At 69.0% G+C, this 16076-nt stretch carries 13 protein-coding genes; 7 read left to right on the top strand and 6 right to left on the bottom strand.

Going from position 1 to position 16076, the window contains the following annotated elements:
• Nucleotides 1–7: 7 nt before the first annotated feature.
• Together ACSUZC_RS08955 and ACSUZC_RS08950 are read right to left on the bottom strand one after the other, a co-directional pair.
• Nucleotides 8–1447: a hypothetical protein gene (locus ACSUZC_RS08955; protein WP_439032479.1), complete on the bottom strand. Its 1440-nt coding sequence runs from the start codon at nt 1445–1447 to the stop codon at nt 8–10.
• Nucleotides 1444–2874 (bottom strand): glycosyltransferase, encoded by a 1431-nt coding sequence (locus ACSUZC_RS08950; protein WP_439032478.1) that lies wholly within the window; start codon nt 2872–2874, stop codon nt 1444–1446. Before ACSUZC_RS08950 ends, ACSUZC_RS08955 begins: the two co-directional genes overlap by 4 nt.
• Before the next feature lie 146 nt (nt 2875–3020).
• Between ACSUZC_RS08950 and ACSUZC_RS08945 the strand changes: the two genes are divergently transcribed.
• Complete coding sequence (locus ACSUZC_RS08945) at nt 3021–4298, top strand: glycosyltransferase (protein WP_439033050.1); 1278 nt, start codon at nt 3021–3023, stop codon at nt 4296–4298.
• Nucleotides 4299–4328: 30 nt separating this feature from the next.
• Here the strand turns inward: ACSUZC_RS08945 and ACSUZC_RS08940 are convergent, their stop codons facing one another.
• From ACSUZC_RS08940 to ACSUZC_RS08930, 3 genes are read right to left on the bottom strand one after another with little or no spacing between them, the layout of a single operon-like run.
• A complete protein-coding gene (locus ACSUZC_RS08940) occupies nt 4329–5243 on the bottom strand; it encodes a glycosyltransferase family 2 protein (RefSeq protein ID WP_439032477.1) in 915 nt (304 codons plus the stop codon).
• Between the two features lie 57 nt (nt 5244–5300).
• The gene (locus tag ACSUZC_RS08935; protein ID WP_439032476.1) at nt 5301–6131 is read right to left on the bottom strand and encodes an ABC transporter permease; all 831 of its coding nucleotides are present in this window, start codon (nt 6129–6131) and stop codon (nt 5301–5303) included.
• The gene (locus ACSUZC_RS08930) at nt 6128–7111 is read right to left on the bottom strand and encodes an ATP-binding cassette domain-containing protein (protein ID WP_439032475.1); all 984 of its coding nucleotides are present in this window, start codon (nt 7109–7111) and stop codon (nt 6128–6130) included. Before ACSUZC_RS08930 ends, ACSUZC_RS08935 begins: the two co-directional genes overlap by 4 nt.
• Before the next feature lie 721 nt (nt 7112–7832).
• Between ACSUZC_RS08930 and ACSUZC_RS08925 the strand changes: the two genes are divergently transcribed.
• The 4 genes from ACSUZC_RS08925 to ACSUZC_RS08910 all read left to right on the top strand — a co-directional run bounded on the left by ACSUZC_RS08925 (nt 7833) and on the right by ACSUZC_RS08910 (nt 12854).
• A complete protein-coding gene (locus ACSUZC_RS08925) occupies nt 7833–9299 on the top strand; it encodes a condensation domain-containing protein (protein WP_439032474.1) in 1467 nt (488 codons plus the stop codon).
• Nucleotides 9300–9368: 69 nt separating this feature from the next.
• Nucleotides 9369–10844 (top strand): condensation domain-containing protein, encoded by a 1476-nt coding sequence (locus ACSUZC_RS08920; RefSeq protein ID WP_439032473.1) that lies wholly within the window; start codon nt 9369–9371, stop codon nt 10842–10844.
• Nucleotides 10845–10847: 3 nt separating this feature from the next.
• A complete protein-coding gene (locus ACSUZC_RS08915) occupies nt 10848–12263 on the top strand; it encodes a condensation domain-containing protein (RefSeq protein ID WP_439032472.1) in 1416 nt (471 codons plus the stop codon).
• Between the two features lie 120 nt (nt 12264–12383).
• Complete coding sequence (locus ACSUZC_RS08910; protein ID WP_439032471.1) at nt 12384–12854, top strand: DUF4383 domain-containing protein; 471 nt, start codon at nt 12384–12386, stop codon at nt 12852–12854.
• Between the two features lie 15 nt (nt 12855–12869).
• Here ACSUZC_RS08910 and ACSUZC_RS08905 read toward each other — a convergent pair whose 3' ends face one another.
• A complete protein-coding gene (locus ACSUZC_RS08905; RefSeq protein ID WP_439033049.1) occupies nt 12870–13436 on the bottom strand; it encodes a TetR/AcrR family transcriptional regulator in 567 nt (188 codons plus the stop codon).
• 222 nt (nt 13437–13658) lie between these two features.
• Here ACSUZC_RS08905 and ACSUZC_RS08900 point away from each other — a divergent pair, with 222 nt between their 5' ends.
• On the top strand, nt 13659–15227 hold the full coding sequence (locus ACSUZC_RS08900) for a flavin-containing monooxygenase (RefSeq protein WP_439032470.1): 1569 nt from the start codon (nt 13659–13661) through the stop codon (nt 15225–15227).
• A 16-nt stretch (nt 15228–15243) separates the two neighbouring features.
• A complete protein-coding gene (locus tag ACSUZC_RS08895) occupies nt 15244–16074 on the top strand; it encodes an SDR family NAD(P)-dependent oxidoreductase (protein ID WP_439032469.1) in 831 nt (276 codons plus the stop codon).
• Nucleotides 16075–16076 lie beyond the last annotated feature (2 nt).

Below are 16076 nucleotides of genomic sequence, written 5' to 3'. Positions count from 1 at the left end.
ATGAGCATCACCAGATCTCGTGGGACAGACCCCAGGCGTCGAGTTCACGATCGAGGAGGTCTGCCACCACGGCGTCGGATGGGAAACTCGTTTCGTCGCAACCGAGGACGGTGAAGGTCACCTGATCCCGGGTGCGCACCATCCAAGACTGGACACCGTCGCCGAACCGGTGCACCGCAGCCGGGTCGACGCCCTGCGCCATCCCACGGAAGGCGACCTTGCGCACGGGCACGCCACCGATCACCATCGCCTCCGGCGGTACGTCGCCGAGATTGGAGATCACCGCGTCCGGCATACCGTTCCCGGCACTGACGACCTTGACGATCACCGAGGGAGGCAGGAACCAGGCCAGCGGCCGGAGATGAATGTGCGGCGCGCGCCGACCCTGCGACAACCGGACGAACGCCGCCTTGCAGGCGGCGCGGATCCCACCGAGATCGCCCCCCGCGACCGGGTCGTCGGTGAGGAACACCGAGACCCCCGCGATCGCGTTCGATCGGGTGTCCTCCTCACCCTCTCGGCGGTCGACGGGGACGCCGACCTTGATCGGTTTCGGCAACGGCGCATGACCGCTGGATCGGAGCAGACCGGTGACGACGGCGATGAACATGGTGTTGGACGTGCCGTCGTGCTCGGCGGCGACCCGGTCCCACTCCACGGCCGGTACCGTCGCCGTGGCCCACGTGGATCGGGCCGCCGGGGATCGTTCGGCGATCGGCGGGCGGACCGGACGCGGATCGGGTTCGAGCCCGCCGCTCTGGCGCCGCTCCAGCGCCGCGCGCACCAGACCCGTGACAACCGCCAGGGCTTGCGATCCGGCATCGGCGAGGTCCGCCCTGCGTCGGCGCCGCCACCCGGTCGGCGGGGCCGGGTCGGGCGTCGGGCTCCCGGATCTCCGGGCGACATCGGTGGGCTTCGACGTGACCGCGGGCGCGGTCAGCGGTACTCCCGCGGCGGCCGCGGCTTCCGCGGCCGCCGCGAGCATGCCGCGTCCGTCGGTCACCACGTGCAGCGTGCACAGCGACACCACCGTCCCGCCGCCCTCGGTCGGTGCCGCCCGCAGACGCCAGCACCGCGCCCCCTCGGCGTCGAGCGGGACCGTCGACATCTCAGCGGTCGCCCACGCGTCGATGTCGGCCGCGGCGACCGGGTGGGTGTCCGCGGCGAGCTGGGGACTGTCCGGTGCGTCAACCCAGCGCGGACGGGCCCCGAACACCGTCGGGGGCACGAGCATGCGGTGCAGTCGTCCGCGGCCGAGCGCCGCGTTCATGGCGGTCAAGGCCTCCAGCGAGACCTCGTCATCGAGAACCCACACGATCTGGAGGACGACCGACCACCCGAGCGCGGGTGTCACGAACCAGAACGGGGCGTCCTCGGACGCGAGGCGCTCGCCGTCATCGATCTTCCCGCCTGCGCGTCGTCCCGTGCGCGACGTCGTCGTCGTCATACATCCACCTTCACTTCGGGCCGCGCCGGTACGCGCGGATGCGATGACGTCTGCGGGGACGATTCACCCACGGCAGACTCCCCTCCCGTCGAGCTTGTCACCTGCCGTTCGATCTCGCGCACGGCGTGTTCGACCGCCGCGTCGTGACCGATGAGAGCATCGCCGACCCGGCGTGCGCGGTCCGCGACATCGGGTGCGAGCATGGCCCCGGCGGCAGCGACGATGCGGTCGACATCGAAGTCTCTTGCCGCGGCGGTCATCGGCATCGCGAGACCGACCCGCAGACGCGTCAACTGCGCGCCCCAGAAGGGCTGATCGGAGCCGTACCAGCAGATCACCGACGGAGTTCCGGCACGAAGTGCCGCGGCGGTCGTGCCGGCCCCGCCGTGGTGGACGGCCAGGGCGCACCGGGCGAGCACGGTGCCGTGATCGACATGGGCCTCCATCCGGAGGTCGTCGGACAGCGCGGCGCCCCCGGCGACCGATGGCACGTCGTTCCACCCGGCGCAGACCAACACCCGCCGACCGAGCCGGCGGCCGACTTCCGCGAACGCGGCGAGCGCGCGTTCCGGCCTGCGTAGCGGCATGCTCCCGAAACCGATGTAGATCGGCGCCTCGCCGGCGTCGAGCCACTCCGCCAACCCCGAGGTCGCACCGCCCTCCCGGGTACCGGACCGCTCACGCGCCATGACCCCGAGAAAGCCGACGCACGGGCGGCGGCGGGACACGCTGTCGGCGTCCCACCGCCGGTCGCCCCCGACGCCGAACAGCGGATCGTAGGCCTGCAGCTCGACGCCTGGCAGCGCGCGTAGACGCGCCGCGTAGGGCGTCGACACCGTCGGCAGTCCGAGCTCGGCGCGCAGCCGGGCCTCGCGTGCACGCGACACCATCCCGAACGCGGCATCGACGAGCAGCCACTGAGCCCGCACGGCGACGCCGGACGAACCAGGGAGCTGTCCTGGCAACGGACCGACGTGCCCGTTCCGCCGCACCGGGGCGTGGTGAACCGAGACGAGCGGCACCCCGGCGGCCTCGGCGAACGCCGCCGCCGGTTGTTCGGTGACGAGTCCGGTGACGATCACATCGGCGCCGTCGACGACCTGGGCCATGTCCCCGACCAACTGGTGCCATCCGATGTCCCGCAACCCCGCCAGCACACGCAGGCGCCGGACGGGGTTGCGGCCCGCACGTTCACGACCGCGCGCCACCGCCTCCAGATGCGCACGGGTGTCGAGACCGAGCCGACGCACGTCGAGGGCCCGGGGGTCGGGGGTCCGGGTGTCGGGTGCGAGTTCTTCCACCAGATGCATCGTGTTGGGCGGCAACCCGATCCGGACCTCGTGTCCTCGCCGGGCGAGGGCATGGGCCAACACCACCGCCGGTTGCACGTCGCCGCGGGTTCCGTTGACCACCATCGCGATTCTCATGCCGGCCTCCCGGATGCCCGCGCCGCGGCCGGCGAGCACCGTCGGCGGGTCGTGTCTAGAATCGGTCCCGTTCGGCCGCCGCCCGGGCGGAGACGGGGACGACTCCCCGATTCGACACGTACGTGGGAGGTCCGACGTTGAGGTTCGTGATCGCGGTCAACGGCAGTCGTGGCGACGCGCAACCCGCCGTCGCGCTGGCGGCGGAGCTGATGGCGCGCGGACACTCGGCGACCCTCGCAGCCCCACCGGACCTGTACGAATTTTGTTCTGGTGCAGGAATTCCCACGGAACGTTACGGTGAGAGCACTCGCGACCTGCTCGACTCCGAACTGGTTCACGCCGACCTGCGGTCCCGCAATCCGCGCACTCGACTCCGTGCGGTGTCGGCGATGTCGGTCCGCGGTGGCCGGGAGATGCAACGCACACTCCTCGACGTGGCCGGTGGCGCCGACGCGATCATTGCGAGCAGCGCCGGACAAGAACGCGCACACAATGTCTCCAGCGTCCTTCGGATACCGCACATCCCCCTGCACTACTGCCCGATCAGACGCAACGGTTCGGTCTCGCTCCTCGCCCACCTCGGAGTCCGCGCCCCGGCCATGGTGAACGACCTGAGCTGGCGCGCCGCCGAACGCGCCCTGTGGCTGGGCACCCGCTCCGCCGAGAACACCCTGCGGGCCGATCTCGGGTTGCCGCGCCTGACGACGACGTACTCCGAGCTCATCGCGCGCACCGGCGTCCCCGAGATCCAGGCCTACGATCCGGCGCTCTTCGGAGACCTTGTCCGGCAATGGGGTACGGCTCGACCACTGGTCGGGTTCTTCACCCTCGCCGCCGCGCAGCGAGCGGGCGTGGGAGACGGCGATCTCGACCATGAGCTCCGGAACTGGCTCGACGCGGGCGACCCGCCGGTGTACGTGGGATTCGGCAGCATGCTGCCCGCGAACCCGGACCGCCTCGCCGACGCCTTCCGTACCGCGGCGGACCGTCTCGGCATCCGCCTGCTGGTCTCCGGCGGATGGAGCGGCTTCATGGCCGGCGCGCCCACATCCCCGACGGACTTGGGCACCGACGTCCGTGTCGTCGGCCACATCGACCATGATGTGATCCTGCCGCGGTGCCGGGCCGCCGTGCACCACGGCGGAGCGGGTTCGGTGGCCGCCGGCCTGCGGGCGGGGTTGCCGACCCTGGTGACCTGGAAAGGCGCCGACCAGCCGATCTGGGGTCGAGTACTCACCGACGCTCATGTCGGGGCCTCACTCCCGATGACCCGGGTGTCCACCGATTCGCTTGTCGCAGCACTCGAAACGATCCTCGCGCCGGCATTCCGACAGCGGGCCGACGACCTCCGGGGCCGGCTGATCCCCGCCGCCGAAGCAGTTCGTTCCGCGGCGGACATCGTCGAAACCGTCACCGCCGGCTGACGCTCTCTATCCGACGGACATCGCTCACGCTCACGGCAGAACCCGATCAGGACCACCCCGCAACAGATTCCGGGGATCGATGCGTCCCGTCCGAGGGTCGTACGTCCGTAACATCATGAGCCGCAACGCGTGCGCGACTGTGATCGCCGGAACGTAGACGGCGGCCGATCCGGCCGCGAGACCGTACCGCCGGTGCAGCCAGAACGTCCGAGGGAGAAAACACATGTAGCGCACGAACGGACGCATACCGGTCTCCATCCGCCGCGGCGACACCCCGACGGTCAGGCCTCGGAGGAACGCGTTGCGTCCCCCGGCGTCGCCGACGCACAGACCCATGTCCACGTCCTCGAAGATGTCCCGGCGCATGCTGACCCGGTCGCGGATCACCGCCCACGTCTCGCGCCGCAGCACCATGTTCGACCCGTACAGCACGGGGATCTCACTGACGACCCGGTCGCGGCGCAGGCGATTCAGCGGGTGCAACCGGGTCTTCCAGCGATCGAACCTGCCCTCCAGCGGGACGTCGTAGGCCTCACCGCGTCCGCAGAGCGCGGCCCATCGGTGATCCCGGTCGGCACCGAAGAAGTCGACGACGGTGCGTGCCCAGTGCTCCGGCACCCGGGTGTCGGCGTCGATGCGGGCGACGATGTCGCCGGCCGCGGCGTCGAGGCCGGCGTTACGGGCGTGGACGAGTCCCTGACGCTCCTCGTCGACGATTCGGATCTGCGGATACCGCACCCGCATCCGGTCGACGACGGCGCGGGACATGTCGGTCGAATTGTTGTCCACGACCAGGATCTCGGTGATCGAGTCCAGCTGCGCGACCAGTCGAGAGAGGCAGTCACCGATGGTGTCTTCCTCGTTGTACATCGGCACGACGACCGAGAATGTGATCGGCGTGGCGATATCGGTCCGGTCGACGTCCGCCGGGACGGCTGAGCTCACGGGTGTCCTCCTGCACGGGATCGCAAGGGTCTGGTTGGAACGGGGCACCGGGCGCGATCAGGTCCGGCGCATGTAGGTCCGCAGGGTCACGGGCACGACGACGGCGAGGATGGCCGCGGCGCCCACCAGGGTGTAGGCGATGTCGGCGCCGACGTTCTCCCCCGCCGCGAGTCCGCGTGCCGCGGACACGAGATGGGACACCGGGTTCGCCGAGGCGCACGCCTGCAGCCAGCCGGGCATGGTGTCGATCGGGACGAGGGCGTTGGACACGAACGTGATCGGCATGAGGACGAGCATCGAGACGCCCTGTACCGTCGACGCCTTGTCCAGGAGCACGCCCAGCAGCGCGAAGACCCAACTGAGTGCGAAGGCCACCACGACGATCAGCACGCAGGCGATCGCGACCCCGACGGGACTGGCCGGCCGGTAACCCATGATCACGCCCACACACACCGTGATGGCCGAGGCCACCACGTAGCGCATGGTGTTGGCCGTGAGCGCGCCTGCCAGTGGCGCGATCCGCGCGATCGGAAGCGATTTGAAGCGGTCGAAGACCCCTCGGTCGAGGTCCTCTCGCAACTGCACGCCGGTGACCACCGACGCGGCGACACACACCTGCACGAGGACACCCGGGATGAGCAACGGCAGGTACCCGACGACGTCGCCCGCGATCGCGCCGCCGAAGATCGACGAGAACATGACCGTGAACACGATCGGCAGCACGATCACGTCGAAGAGTTGCTGCGGATTGTGTTTGATCTTCAGCAGGCCACGGTGCGTCATGGTCAGCGACTGCATCACCGCCGACCCCACGGGAACCCTGTCGTACACCCCGGCCGCGGTGTCGCCGTCGGCGAGCGGACTGTCGCGCACTGAGCCGGTGGTCATATCGCGACTCCCCTCGATTCGGTGTTCATCGATCCGATCTGGCCGGATCCGTCGGTCAGCGCGAAGAACACCTCGTCGAGCGTCGGCCGCACCACGTTCACCGACGTCAGCGCGATCCCGCGAACCCGCAGTGCGGTCAGCAGATCCGCGAGCGGGTCGATGTCGTCCATGGGGAGGGCCAGCACCCCCGCCTCGACGGCGACGTCCCCGCGCGTGGTGAACGGAGCGCACACCGATACCGCGGCGGGCAGGTCTTCCGCGTCGGCGAGGGCGAGTTTGACGCTCATGTCGCCGACTCCCGCCTTGAGTTCGTCGGCGGTGCCGTCGGCCACCACCTTGCCGCGGTCCATGACGGCGATGTGGTCGGCGAGTTCGTCGGCCTCGTCGAGGTATTGGGTGGTCAGCAACACCGTCGAGCCCCGGGCCACCAGGTCGCGCACCGTCTGCCACATCTGGGCCCGGGTACGGGGATCGAGTCCGGTGGTCGGCTCGTCGAGGAACAGCAGGCGCGGGCGGGTGATCAGGGACGCGGCCAGATCGAGTCGGCGGCGCATACCACCGGAGAAGTGTCCGACGCGCCGGGTCGCCACCGCGGCGAGGCCGAACTCCTCGAGGAGTTCGTCGGCACGTATGCGCGCCCGCCGGCGGGACGACCCCACCAGCCGGCCGAAGATCATCAGGTTCTCGCGTGCGGTGAGGTCCTCGTCGACGGACGCATATTGACCGGTGACGCCGATCAGCGAGCGCACTGCGGTCGCCTCCCGGACCACGTCATGACCGAAGACGCGCGCCGTCCCGGCATCGGGACGCAGCAGTGTCGCCAGCATGCGCACGGTGGTCGTCTTACCGGCGCCGTTGGTTCCCAGGAGGGCGAAGACCCGGCCGGCGGGCACGTGGAGGTCCACCGCGTCGACGGCTGGTGCGCCGTGGAAGTTCTTGCTGAGACCGCAGGCCTCGATGGCCGGGACGGTCGATGACATGGCACCCCCGATACTTGCTGACGACGTGCGCACCGACGACCTGACTGCTGCCGCGGATACGCGCCATGTGTGGAGACATCAGAACGGGAAGACATTGCCTGACACTGTCATCCACCTGCACCGAGTCGCCGGTGCCGCGTCCGGGCGCGCCGGCATGATGTCCGGTTCGCCCGCTCCGCCCCACGGTAGGCGAGCCCATGGCGGCCCGCAAGGCACGCGCCCATCGATCATTCAGGCCTGCAAGCCAACACTTTTCGCCAAACCTGCAGCACAACGGCAACTTCCGCGATCAGTCCCGGCCGAGCCGTCGACGAGTGTGTCATCCGACGTTTACACGGATGCAACGAGCCGGAATCGCAGGCCGCCCATATCGTCACCGATCAGCTGAATTCGCCACTGACACAGTCACTTATCGGAGTATCGACACCACGAGCCGTGGCCCACTCCGGTGGGTCCCAGGTGAGCAAGGTCACCCGTCGCAGGCCATGCGGGTTGCCCGGCAATGCATTTAGTCTCGCTATAGACGCAGGCGGCACCGACACATCCGAGCAGTCTCGAGGACACTTCTCGTAAGAGAATCCGTCCCGGCCGTGCGTGTGCATCGGAGTACGCGCGATTCTGTTGTCTCAGATCAGGACTCATGGGGCCGGGGGGCCATGTCATCGCCGCATGGCGTGCTTCCCGGCCCGGGAACGGACGACCCACGCATGGATCACGGAACATGAAGTTCACCGAGCTGTCCGACTACCCGGTGCCCGCGGGCACCGTGACACTCTGGACGCCGACCACCGACGCCGATCCGGCGGGTTGGCAGGCGGACCCGCGCCCGTTCACCCACGATCAGACGGCACTCGCAGCGCGCTCCGTCGCCGATGCCGAGGGAGCCGAGAACTGCTGGCTCGGAGCAGTTTTCGAGATCGAAGACTCGCTCGATCCGGATACCCTGCGGTCATGCCTGTGTGCCTGGCTGACCCGACACGAGGCGTTGTACTCCGGCATCGACGCGGAAGCACCCGACCCCGATCATCCGCGGCGCACCTACCGTGGGCGGCACCTCGACGTCCGGGACGACGTGGTCGGCGACATCGCCACTCCCGAATCCGTGACCGCACTGCTCACCGAGACCTTCGGTGCCCGCCTCGCGCCAACCCGCTGGCCGCACTGTCTCATCGCCACCATCGCCGCCACCGGCCGGAGCGGATTCGCCGTGGTCTTCGCCGCCGACCACATGGTGATGGACGCCTACTCGATCATGCTGAGCATGAGCGAGATCCGACGGCTGTACCTCGCTGCCCGGCGCGGGCTCGACGCCGGATTGCCGGCCGTCGGCAGTCACCTCGACTTCAGTGCGCACGACCGTACGATCGGACGCGGCCTGACTGCGGATCACCCCGCCGTCGCACGCTGGCGCGAGTTCTTGGACAGGTCCGAGGACTACCCGGAGTTCGGCCTGCCGCTGGTGCGCCCCCGCCTCGAGACGGGCAGACCGCGCCGGGCGCCACGTCAGCGCGGGGTCTCCGAGTTCGTGGCGACCGACGAGTCGGCGACCTTCCTCAGCGCGACATCCCGCGCGGCCGGACATGGAACGCAGACCGCGGTGTTCGCCGCACTCGCCGTCACCTACCGAGAGATGACGGGACGCGACACCCTGCGGGTCACGATGCCGATGCACACGCGCCACGAGGCTCGATACGCCGGCTCGGTGGGATGGTACGTCGGGCTCGCCCCTCTCGAGATCGACCTGACCTCCGCGACCACGTTCGCCGACGCCCTCACCGCGACCGCGGCCGGGATCGATGCCGTACGCCACCTCCCCGCTTTCCCTTACCAGCGAATCGTCGAGTTGCTCGAGACCGCGGGCGAACCCGAGTTCGTGGTGTCCTACCTCGACGTCCGGCACGTCCCGGGCGCCTCGGAGTGGGACGCTGCACGCGCCCAGATCCTCCGCGGCAGTTCGCGATCGGACCGCGAGGTCTACATGTGGATCGCGCGGGTGCCCAGCGGGATGACCCTGTCGGCGCGCTATCCCGGTCATGATCCCGCCGACGACAGCATCCGGGGTTTCGTCGCGACCTACTCGTCGGTTCTGCGCATTCTGGCCACCGAGGGCAGCGGGCTACCGCTGTCGGCCTACACCCGGACGACGTACGCGCCGCCCGACGCCGTCGACGACGCCCGTCCCGCCTGACGGGGCCACCGAGCTCACCACCAGCCGGCCACCGGCACGGCTTCCTGCCGAACCCGACGAGGAGATCCGATGAGAATCACGGCCATGGGACATTGGCGTCCGCAACCGGGGACCGCCGTGCGCTTCGATCCCACCGAGCGGTGCCGGGAGGCGTCCCGCCGGGCGCCCGCGCATCCCGGCCCCGTCACCTTTCTCACCCAGAACCACGTTCGCGGCGCGGCCGTGGCGCGCGCCGCCGGTCGCACGCACCGGGGATATCTGGGGTCGGGAACCGAGATCGACGGGGATCTGGACGTCGGCTCGCTCGGACGAGCGCTCGCGATCTTCGTTCGCCGCCACGAGGCCCTGCGTACCTGGTTCGTCTGCCGGGACGGGCAGGTCGTGGCACACGTCGTCGATCCGGTGGAGATCGAGTTCGAGGCGACCGTCGACGACGAACTCACACGGACCGACGACATCCACCCGTACATCACCGACCGGTTCGACCGCGAGACACCCAGCGACTCCTTCCCCGGCTTCGCATTCGGCGCGATCAGCCGGCCTGGTGGTTTCGCGATCTACCTGGCATGCGACCACGCGCTGTCCGACGGGGCATCGCAGGCGCTCGCGCTCGATGAGATCGCCCAGCTCTACGACGAGCTCGTGTCCGGGAACGGCGCGGGAGAGCTCGATGCCGTACACGAGACGCCCGGCTACTTCGACTACGCCCGCATCGAAGAGGCCATGACGACCGAGCATCTCGGCGGGACGCCCCTCACGCGTGCATGGCAGGACGTCTTCCTCCGCCACGACCTGCAGATGCCCCGGTTCCCCCTCGACCTTGGCCTGGGTCCGGGCGAGACCGCCCAGGTGACCGGCATCGAACTGACGCTGCTCGACGCCCCCGCGATCACCGCGTTCGATGCGGCCTGCCGAGCGGCCGGCGGCCGTTTCGTGGACGGCATCTACGCGGCCCTCGCCATCGCCGACCGCGAGATGGCCGGTGCCGACGACTACTACGGGATGACCGTGTTCAACACCCGGGCCGCACTCGACGGTTTCGCCACCGCTCAGGGCTGGTTCTGCAACTTCGCCCCCGTCGACTTCTCGGTCGCGAACGCTGGGACGTTCGCCGAGCTGATCCCGGCGGCGAATGCCGCACGCCGTCGCGCGCGTGATCTCGCCACCGTGCCGGTCGCCGCCGCACTGGCCGCGATCGCGGCGGCCGGGGCGACCCCGAACGAGATCATCACCGCCCCGAACCTGCTCTCGTACATAGACTTCCGGTGGTTTCCCGGGACCGCCCGCGATGCCTTCCGGCGTGGCGCGCTCTTCACCGGGGAGGGACGGACGGCGAACGCCTCGGCGTGGATCAACCGTGACCATGACGAGCTGTACCTCGGTAGCCAGGTTCCCGACACACCGTTCGCCCTTTCCCGGGCCGGGGCCTACTACGACCATCTCCGGGAGATCTTTGCCGACGTCGCCCGCGACGGGGACCGGTCGATCGTGGCCCCGGAGCGCGCCGGGGTCCGCGATGCCCAGCATCTGCGCAAGGGAGCCTGAGACGTGCACGTCACCACGATCGACCGGTACACACCCGGAGGCGGGGAACTTCTCGCCTGGACCGTGCACACGTCCGCGGCCCCGCGACCGTCCGCGGTCCCGCCGTCGTTCAATCAGTCGGTGCACCTGGCCGGAGCGGGCGAGGCGAGTACGTGGCTGGCGGCCGCGTTCACCGTCGACGGACGCGTGGACCGCCCAGCCCTGGGGCTCGCCTATCGCGCCCTGATCGACAGGCACGGCACCCTGCGATCGTCGTTCGCGGTGCGCGCGGACGGCGTCGAGAGGTCCGTCCACGACCCGCGGCACCTCGAGCTACGAGCGCAGACACTCGCCGAGGCGTCGAGTGGAGCCGAGATCAGGAACCGGCTCCGCGAGGCCCTCGACGCCGCCTGCCATCCGCTCGGTTCGTCCGCCTACCTGCTCGCGGCGATCGACCGAGACCGGGAGTCGACCATCATCTGCGGCTTCGACCACTGCCATGTCGACGCCTATTCGATCTCCATCGTCATCGACGACCTGCACCGGCTCTACGAGGGTTTCCGCCGGCGACCCGGGTCGTTCGACATCGGGGAACTCCCGATGAGCGGCGATTTCATCGACTTCTGTGCCGAGGAATCGCAGGCCGCGCCCGTCGGGCTCGGCGACCCGCGGATGCGGGGATGGCTGCGGTTCTTCGACGACCGCGACGGCGCGCTGCCGACCTTCCCGCTCGACCTGGGGGTCCCTGCCGGCGAGGTCGCGCCCCAGGCCGCGGAGGTGCGCACGCTGCTCGGACCGGCCGCGACCGCGCGGTTCGACGTCCTGTGCCGGAGCAACGGCTCGAGCCTGTTCGGCGGCACCCTCGCCGCGATGGCCGACGCCGTGCGGCGGTGCGGCGGCGGGCCCGAGCTGGCATTGCTGTTCCCGATGCACACCCGCCGAGAAGAGCGGTGGCGCAACGCCGTCGGCTGGTTCACCACCAACGCCCCGCTGCGGGTGGTGAGTACCGGCGACCTCGTGGAGACGATTCGGCGGGTCGGCCCCGACCTGCGCCGGGCCGTCCGGCTCGGCGAGGTGCCCGTCCCGCAGGTGATCGCGGCGATGGGCGGCCTCCGGCGCGATCGCGCGGACATATTCATGGTGTCCTATGTCGACTACCGTTTCCTGCCCGGAGCACAGAGTCACGCAGCCATCGACGCCCACCACATCTCGAACGCGACCACCGCCGACGACGCCCAGTTCTGGATTTCACGCACCGAAGGGGGCTTGGCCATCCGCACCCGGCACCCCGATACCCTCGCCGCGCACCGGACCATCCGGAGATTCGTCGACGAGGTGGTACAGACACTGCGCGTCGGCGCTGCGCTCGCCCCGCTGGCGGAGCCCACCGAGGGCGAGTTCGACGACGGCACCGGCCCGGCGCGCGCCGTCGGGCTCTGATCCGCCGGGCGCCGCCCCGGGATGGTTTGGAGGTTCGTCGGGATGGATATCCCGTACGCACCGAAGCCGTGGTCAAGCCATAGCCGCGACGACCCAGGTACTCCTCGGAGGTCGATCGTCATGACAACTGCGAATCGCGGACCCACCCGTTCACCGATCCGGCTCGCCGCTCTGGCGGTCGGCGTGGTGTTCCTCGTGGTCGGCATCCTGGGTTTCATCCCGGGCATCACCACCGGCTACGACACCCTCACCTTCGCCGGCCATCACTCGGATGCGGCGCTGCTCGGCATCTTCGAGGTGTCGGTTCTGCACAACATCGTCCACCTGCTGTTCGGCGTCGCCGGCATCCTCATGTCGCGCACGGCGCCGGGTTCGTTCCTCTATCTGGTGGCCGGCGGTGCGATCTACCTCGTCCTCTGGGTCTACGGCCTGGTCATCGACCACGACAGCGCCGCCAACTTCGTGCCGGTCAACACCGCGGACAACTGGCTGCACTTCGTTCTGGGCGTCGCCATGGTCGGGCTGGGGTTGCTGCTGAAACGGCGAGGGGTGGCCGTGGCCGACACCGGACCCACCGGACGCCGGGTCTGAGTCCGCCCGGAGTTCCTACTGGGTCGCGGCGGCCAGCGCGGGCAGAGCCGCGGTGATCAGACGCAACAGTTCGTCGCGACTCAGTGCTTCCGAGGTCAGCCACCGGATCGTGGCCTCCTCTACGAAGGCGATCCAGCCGTGCACGGCGATGGTCACCAGCGGCGTCACCTCGACGCCGAATGCGGGAGCGTGATCGAGAACCCGGGCCACCATCACCTCCCGCGTCCTGTCGAAGACCTCGCGCATCGCCGAGTCGGAACTCGACGCTCCGCGAATCAGCGTCGTATAGGCGGTCCGGTTCTCGGTCACATAGTCGACGAACTCCGACATCGACGCCGTGAGGATGGCGAGGGGATCCCCGAGCGACGGGTCCGGTTCGGTGCGGGCGAGCATCCGGTCGGCCTGGGCCTGGGCGATGGCCACATGGAAGTCCTGTTTCGAGGCGAAGTAGTGGAACAGGAGCGCACGGGAGACGCCCGCGGCGTCGGCGATCGCGTCGATCGTGATCTCCTCGAGCGGTCGCTCGCCCACCATGGCGAGACCGAACTCGATCAACTGGTCGCGTCGCGCCTCCGGGCTCATCCGGGTTCGCTTGTGACCCGCGGCCTTGTCGTCGCCCCCCTTGGCGCCTGTCCGCCTCTCACCGGCGTGCTTGTCACCCGCATGCTTGTCACCCGCTTGCTTGTCGTCGATCACCGACACGGTGGACATTCCTCTCGTAGGGCCTCGCCGTCCACCGTACTCTTATTGATCATCGTTCAATAGCTATTGACACGTGTTCAGTACCACGTTTATGGTGGCACCATGACAACGAACGATGTAGAGATCGCCATCATCGGTGCCGGCTTCTCGGGTCTGGGCGCCGCGGTCCGCCTCAAGCAGAACGGCTTCGACGACTTCGTCCTCCTCGACCGCGGCAGCGACTTCGGCGGCACGTGGCGCGACAACACCTATCCCGGCGCCGCGTGTGACGTGCCCTCCCAGCTCTACTCCTTCTCGTTCGCCAAGAACCCGACCTGGTCCCGGTCGTACTCCCATCAGCCCGAGATCCACGACTACATCAACGGAGTCGCCGACAAGCACGGCATCGCCGCCAAGTCCCGCTTCGGCACCGAGGTCACCCGGACCGAGTGGAACGAAGACGAGGGTCGCTGGATCATCGACACCCTCCGCGACGGAGAAACCCAGCAGATCCGTGCGCGCGTGATGGTCGGCGGCGTCGGACCGCTGTGCGAACCGAACCTCCCCGACATCGCGGGCATCGATTCCTTCGAGGGCAAGATCGTGCACTCCGCCCGCTGGGACAACGACCACGACTTCTCCGGACAGCGCGTCGCGGTCATCGGGACCGGCGCGTCGGCCATCCAACTCGTTCCCCAGCTGGCCAAGGTCACCGACCGCCTCGACGTCTACCAGCGCACCGCGCCCTGGATCGTGCCCCGCACCGAGCGTCCCTACACCGCCGCCGAGCACTGGGCATACAAGAACGTCCCCGGCTACCAGTCCGCGGTCCGCGGCGGCATCTACGCCGCGAACGAGGCCGTCGCCTTCGGCCTCACGTACTCGCCGAAGGCGCTCAAGCCGGTCGAGCTGCTGTGCCGCGCGAACATCCTGCGCGGGATCGGCCGCGATGCCGAACTGCGCCGCAAGGCCACCCCGACCTTCCAGGTCGGTTGTAAGCGCATCCTCCGGTCCAACGACTGGTACCCGGCCCTCGCACGGCCCAACGTCGATCTCGTGACCGACGGCATCGATCGCATCACCCCCACCGGCATCGTCTCCAGGGACGGCACGACACGCGAAGTCGACGTCATCGTCGTCGCCACCGGTTTCCACGTCACCGACTCCCCCGTGTTCGAGAGGATCATCGGCAAGGACGGTCGCAGCCTGGCACAGGTGTGGGCCGAGATCGGCATGCAGGGCTACAAGGGCTCGTTCGTCCATGGATTCCCCAACATGATGCTCATGGTCGGACCCTCGACCGGCCTCGGCCACACCTCGATGGTGTACATGATCGAGTCCCAGCTCAACTACCTCGTCGACTACCTGAAGACCGTGCGCGCGTCGGGCATCACCCGGACCGAGGTGAAGCTCTCCGCGCAGCAGGAGTTCAACGCCGGTATCCAGCACAAGCTCCGCAACAGCGTCTGGGTCAACGGCGGCTGCGCCTCCTGGTACAAGGACGCCAACGGAAACATCACCACACTGTGGCCCGGCTTCACGTTCGCGTTCCGGCAGACCACCCGACACTTCGACATCGCTGCCTACGATGTGACGCGCGGCGCCCGGCGCCCCGCCGTCTCGGCCGCGCCCGATGCCGGCGGCTCGTCCGCGGGCTCGGATGCCGATCACCCCACGACCGTCAACGCCTGAGGCAGGAGAACGACACATGAAGGACTTTCGCGGCAAGGTCGTCGTGATCACCGGCGCCGGCTCGGGTATGGGACGCGACATCGCGGTCAAACTCGCCCGGCGCGGTGCCCGGCTGGCCATTTCCGATGTGACACCGGACGGCCTGGCCGTCACCGAGAAGCTGGTGCGCGAAGCGGGGGCCGAGGTCCACTCGCAGCTGCTCAACGTCGCCGAGCGCGAGGCCGTGCTGGACTACGCCGACACCGTCAAGGACCATTTCGGCGTCGTGAACGTGGTGTTCAACAATGCCGGAATCGCCCACCACGGCGAGATCGAACGCACCGAGTTCAAGGACATCGAGCGGGTGATGGACGTCGACTACTGGGGAGTCGTCAACGGCACCAAGGCTTTCCTGCCTCATGTCATCGCCTCCGGGGACGGGCACATCGTCAACACGTCCTCCCTGTTCGGTCTGCTGGCCGAACCCGGGCAGGCGGCGTACAACTCGGCGAAGTTCGCGGTCCGCGGTTTCACCGAGGCGCTGCGTCAAGAGATGATCATCGCCAAGTACCCGGTACAGGTGTCGTGTGTGCACCCGGGCGGCATCAAGACCGCGATCGCCCGGAATGCCACCGTGTCCGGCGATCACGATCAGAAGGCCACCGCTGCCCTGTTCGATCGCTACCTCGCACGTATGACGAGCGAGGATGCCGCCGACGTGATCATCGAGGGTGTGCGCAAGAACAAGGCACGCATCCTGGTGGGCACCGATGCCAAGATCCTCGACCTATCGGTCCGGCTCGTCGCCTCCAAGTACCAGTGGGTGTCGGCGAAGATCACCGGTTGGGCGCTGTCCAAGGCCAAGTAGGC

The organism is Gordonia terrae (assembly GCF_051789125.1).
Classification (GTDB): Bacteria; Actinomycetota; Actinomycetes; order Mycobacteriales; family Mycobacteriaceae; genus Gordonia; species Gordonia terrae_A.
Note: the sequence above shows the minus strand (reverse complement) of the source record. Positions and strands in the feature narration are given on the sequence as shown.

Coding starts and splice junctions, on each gene's coding strand:
- ACSUZC_RS08900 (WP_439032470.1), top strand. CDS start 13,659: ATGACAACGAACGATGTAGAGATCGCCATCATCGGTGCCGGCTTCTCG.
- ACSUZC_RS08930 (WP_439032475.1), bottom strand. CDS start 7,111: ATGTCATCGACCGTCCCGGCCATCGAGGCCTGCGGTCTCAGCAAGAAC.
- ACSUZC_RS08895 (WP_439032469.1), top strand. CDS start 15,244: ATGAAGGACTTTCGCGGCAAGGTCGTCGTGATCACCGGCGCCGGCTCG.
- ACSUZC_RS08925 (WP_439032474.1), top strand. CDS start 7,833: ATGAAGTTCACCGAGCTGTCCGACTACCCGGTGCCCGCGGGCACCGTG.
- ACSUZC_RS08910 (WP_439032471.1), top strand. CDS start 12,384: ATGACAACTGCGAATCGCGGACCCACCCGTTCACCGATCCGGCTCGCC.
- ACSUZC_RS08905 (WP_439033049.1), bottom strand. CDS start 13,436: ATGAGCCCGGAGGCGCGACGCGACCAGTTGATCGAGTTCGGTCTCGCC.
- ACSUZC_RS08935 (WP_439032476.1), bottom strand. CDS start 6,131: ATGACCACCGGCTCAGTGCGCGACAGTCCGCTCGCCGACGGCGACACC.
- ACSUZC_RS08955 (WP_439032479.1), bottom strand. CDS start 1,447: ATGACGACGACGACGTCGCGCACGGGACGACGCGCAGGCGGGAAGATC.
- ACSUZC_RS08950 (WP_439032478.1), bottom strand. CDS start 2,874: ATGAGAATCGCGATGGTGGTCAACGGAACCCGCGGCGACGTGCAACCG.
- ACSUZC_RS08920 (WP_439032473.1), top strand. CDS start 9,369: ATGAGAATCACGGCCATGGGACATTGGCGTCCGCAACCGGGGACCGCC.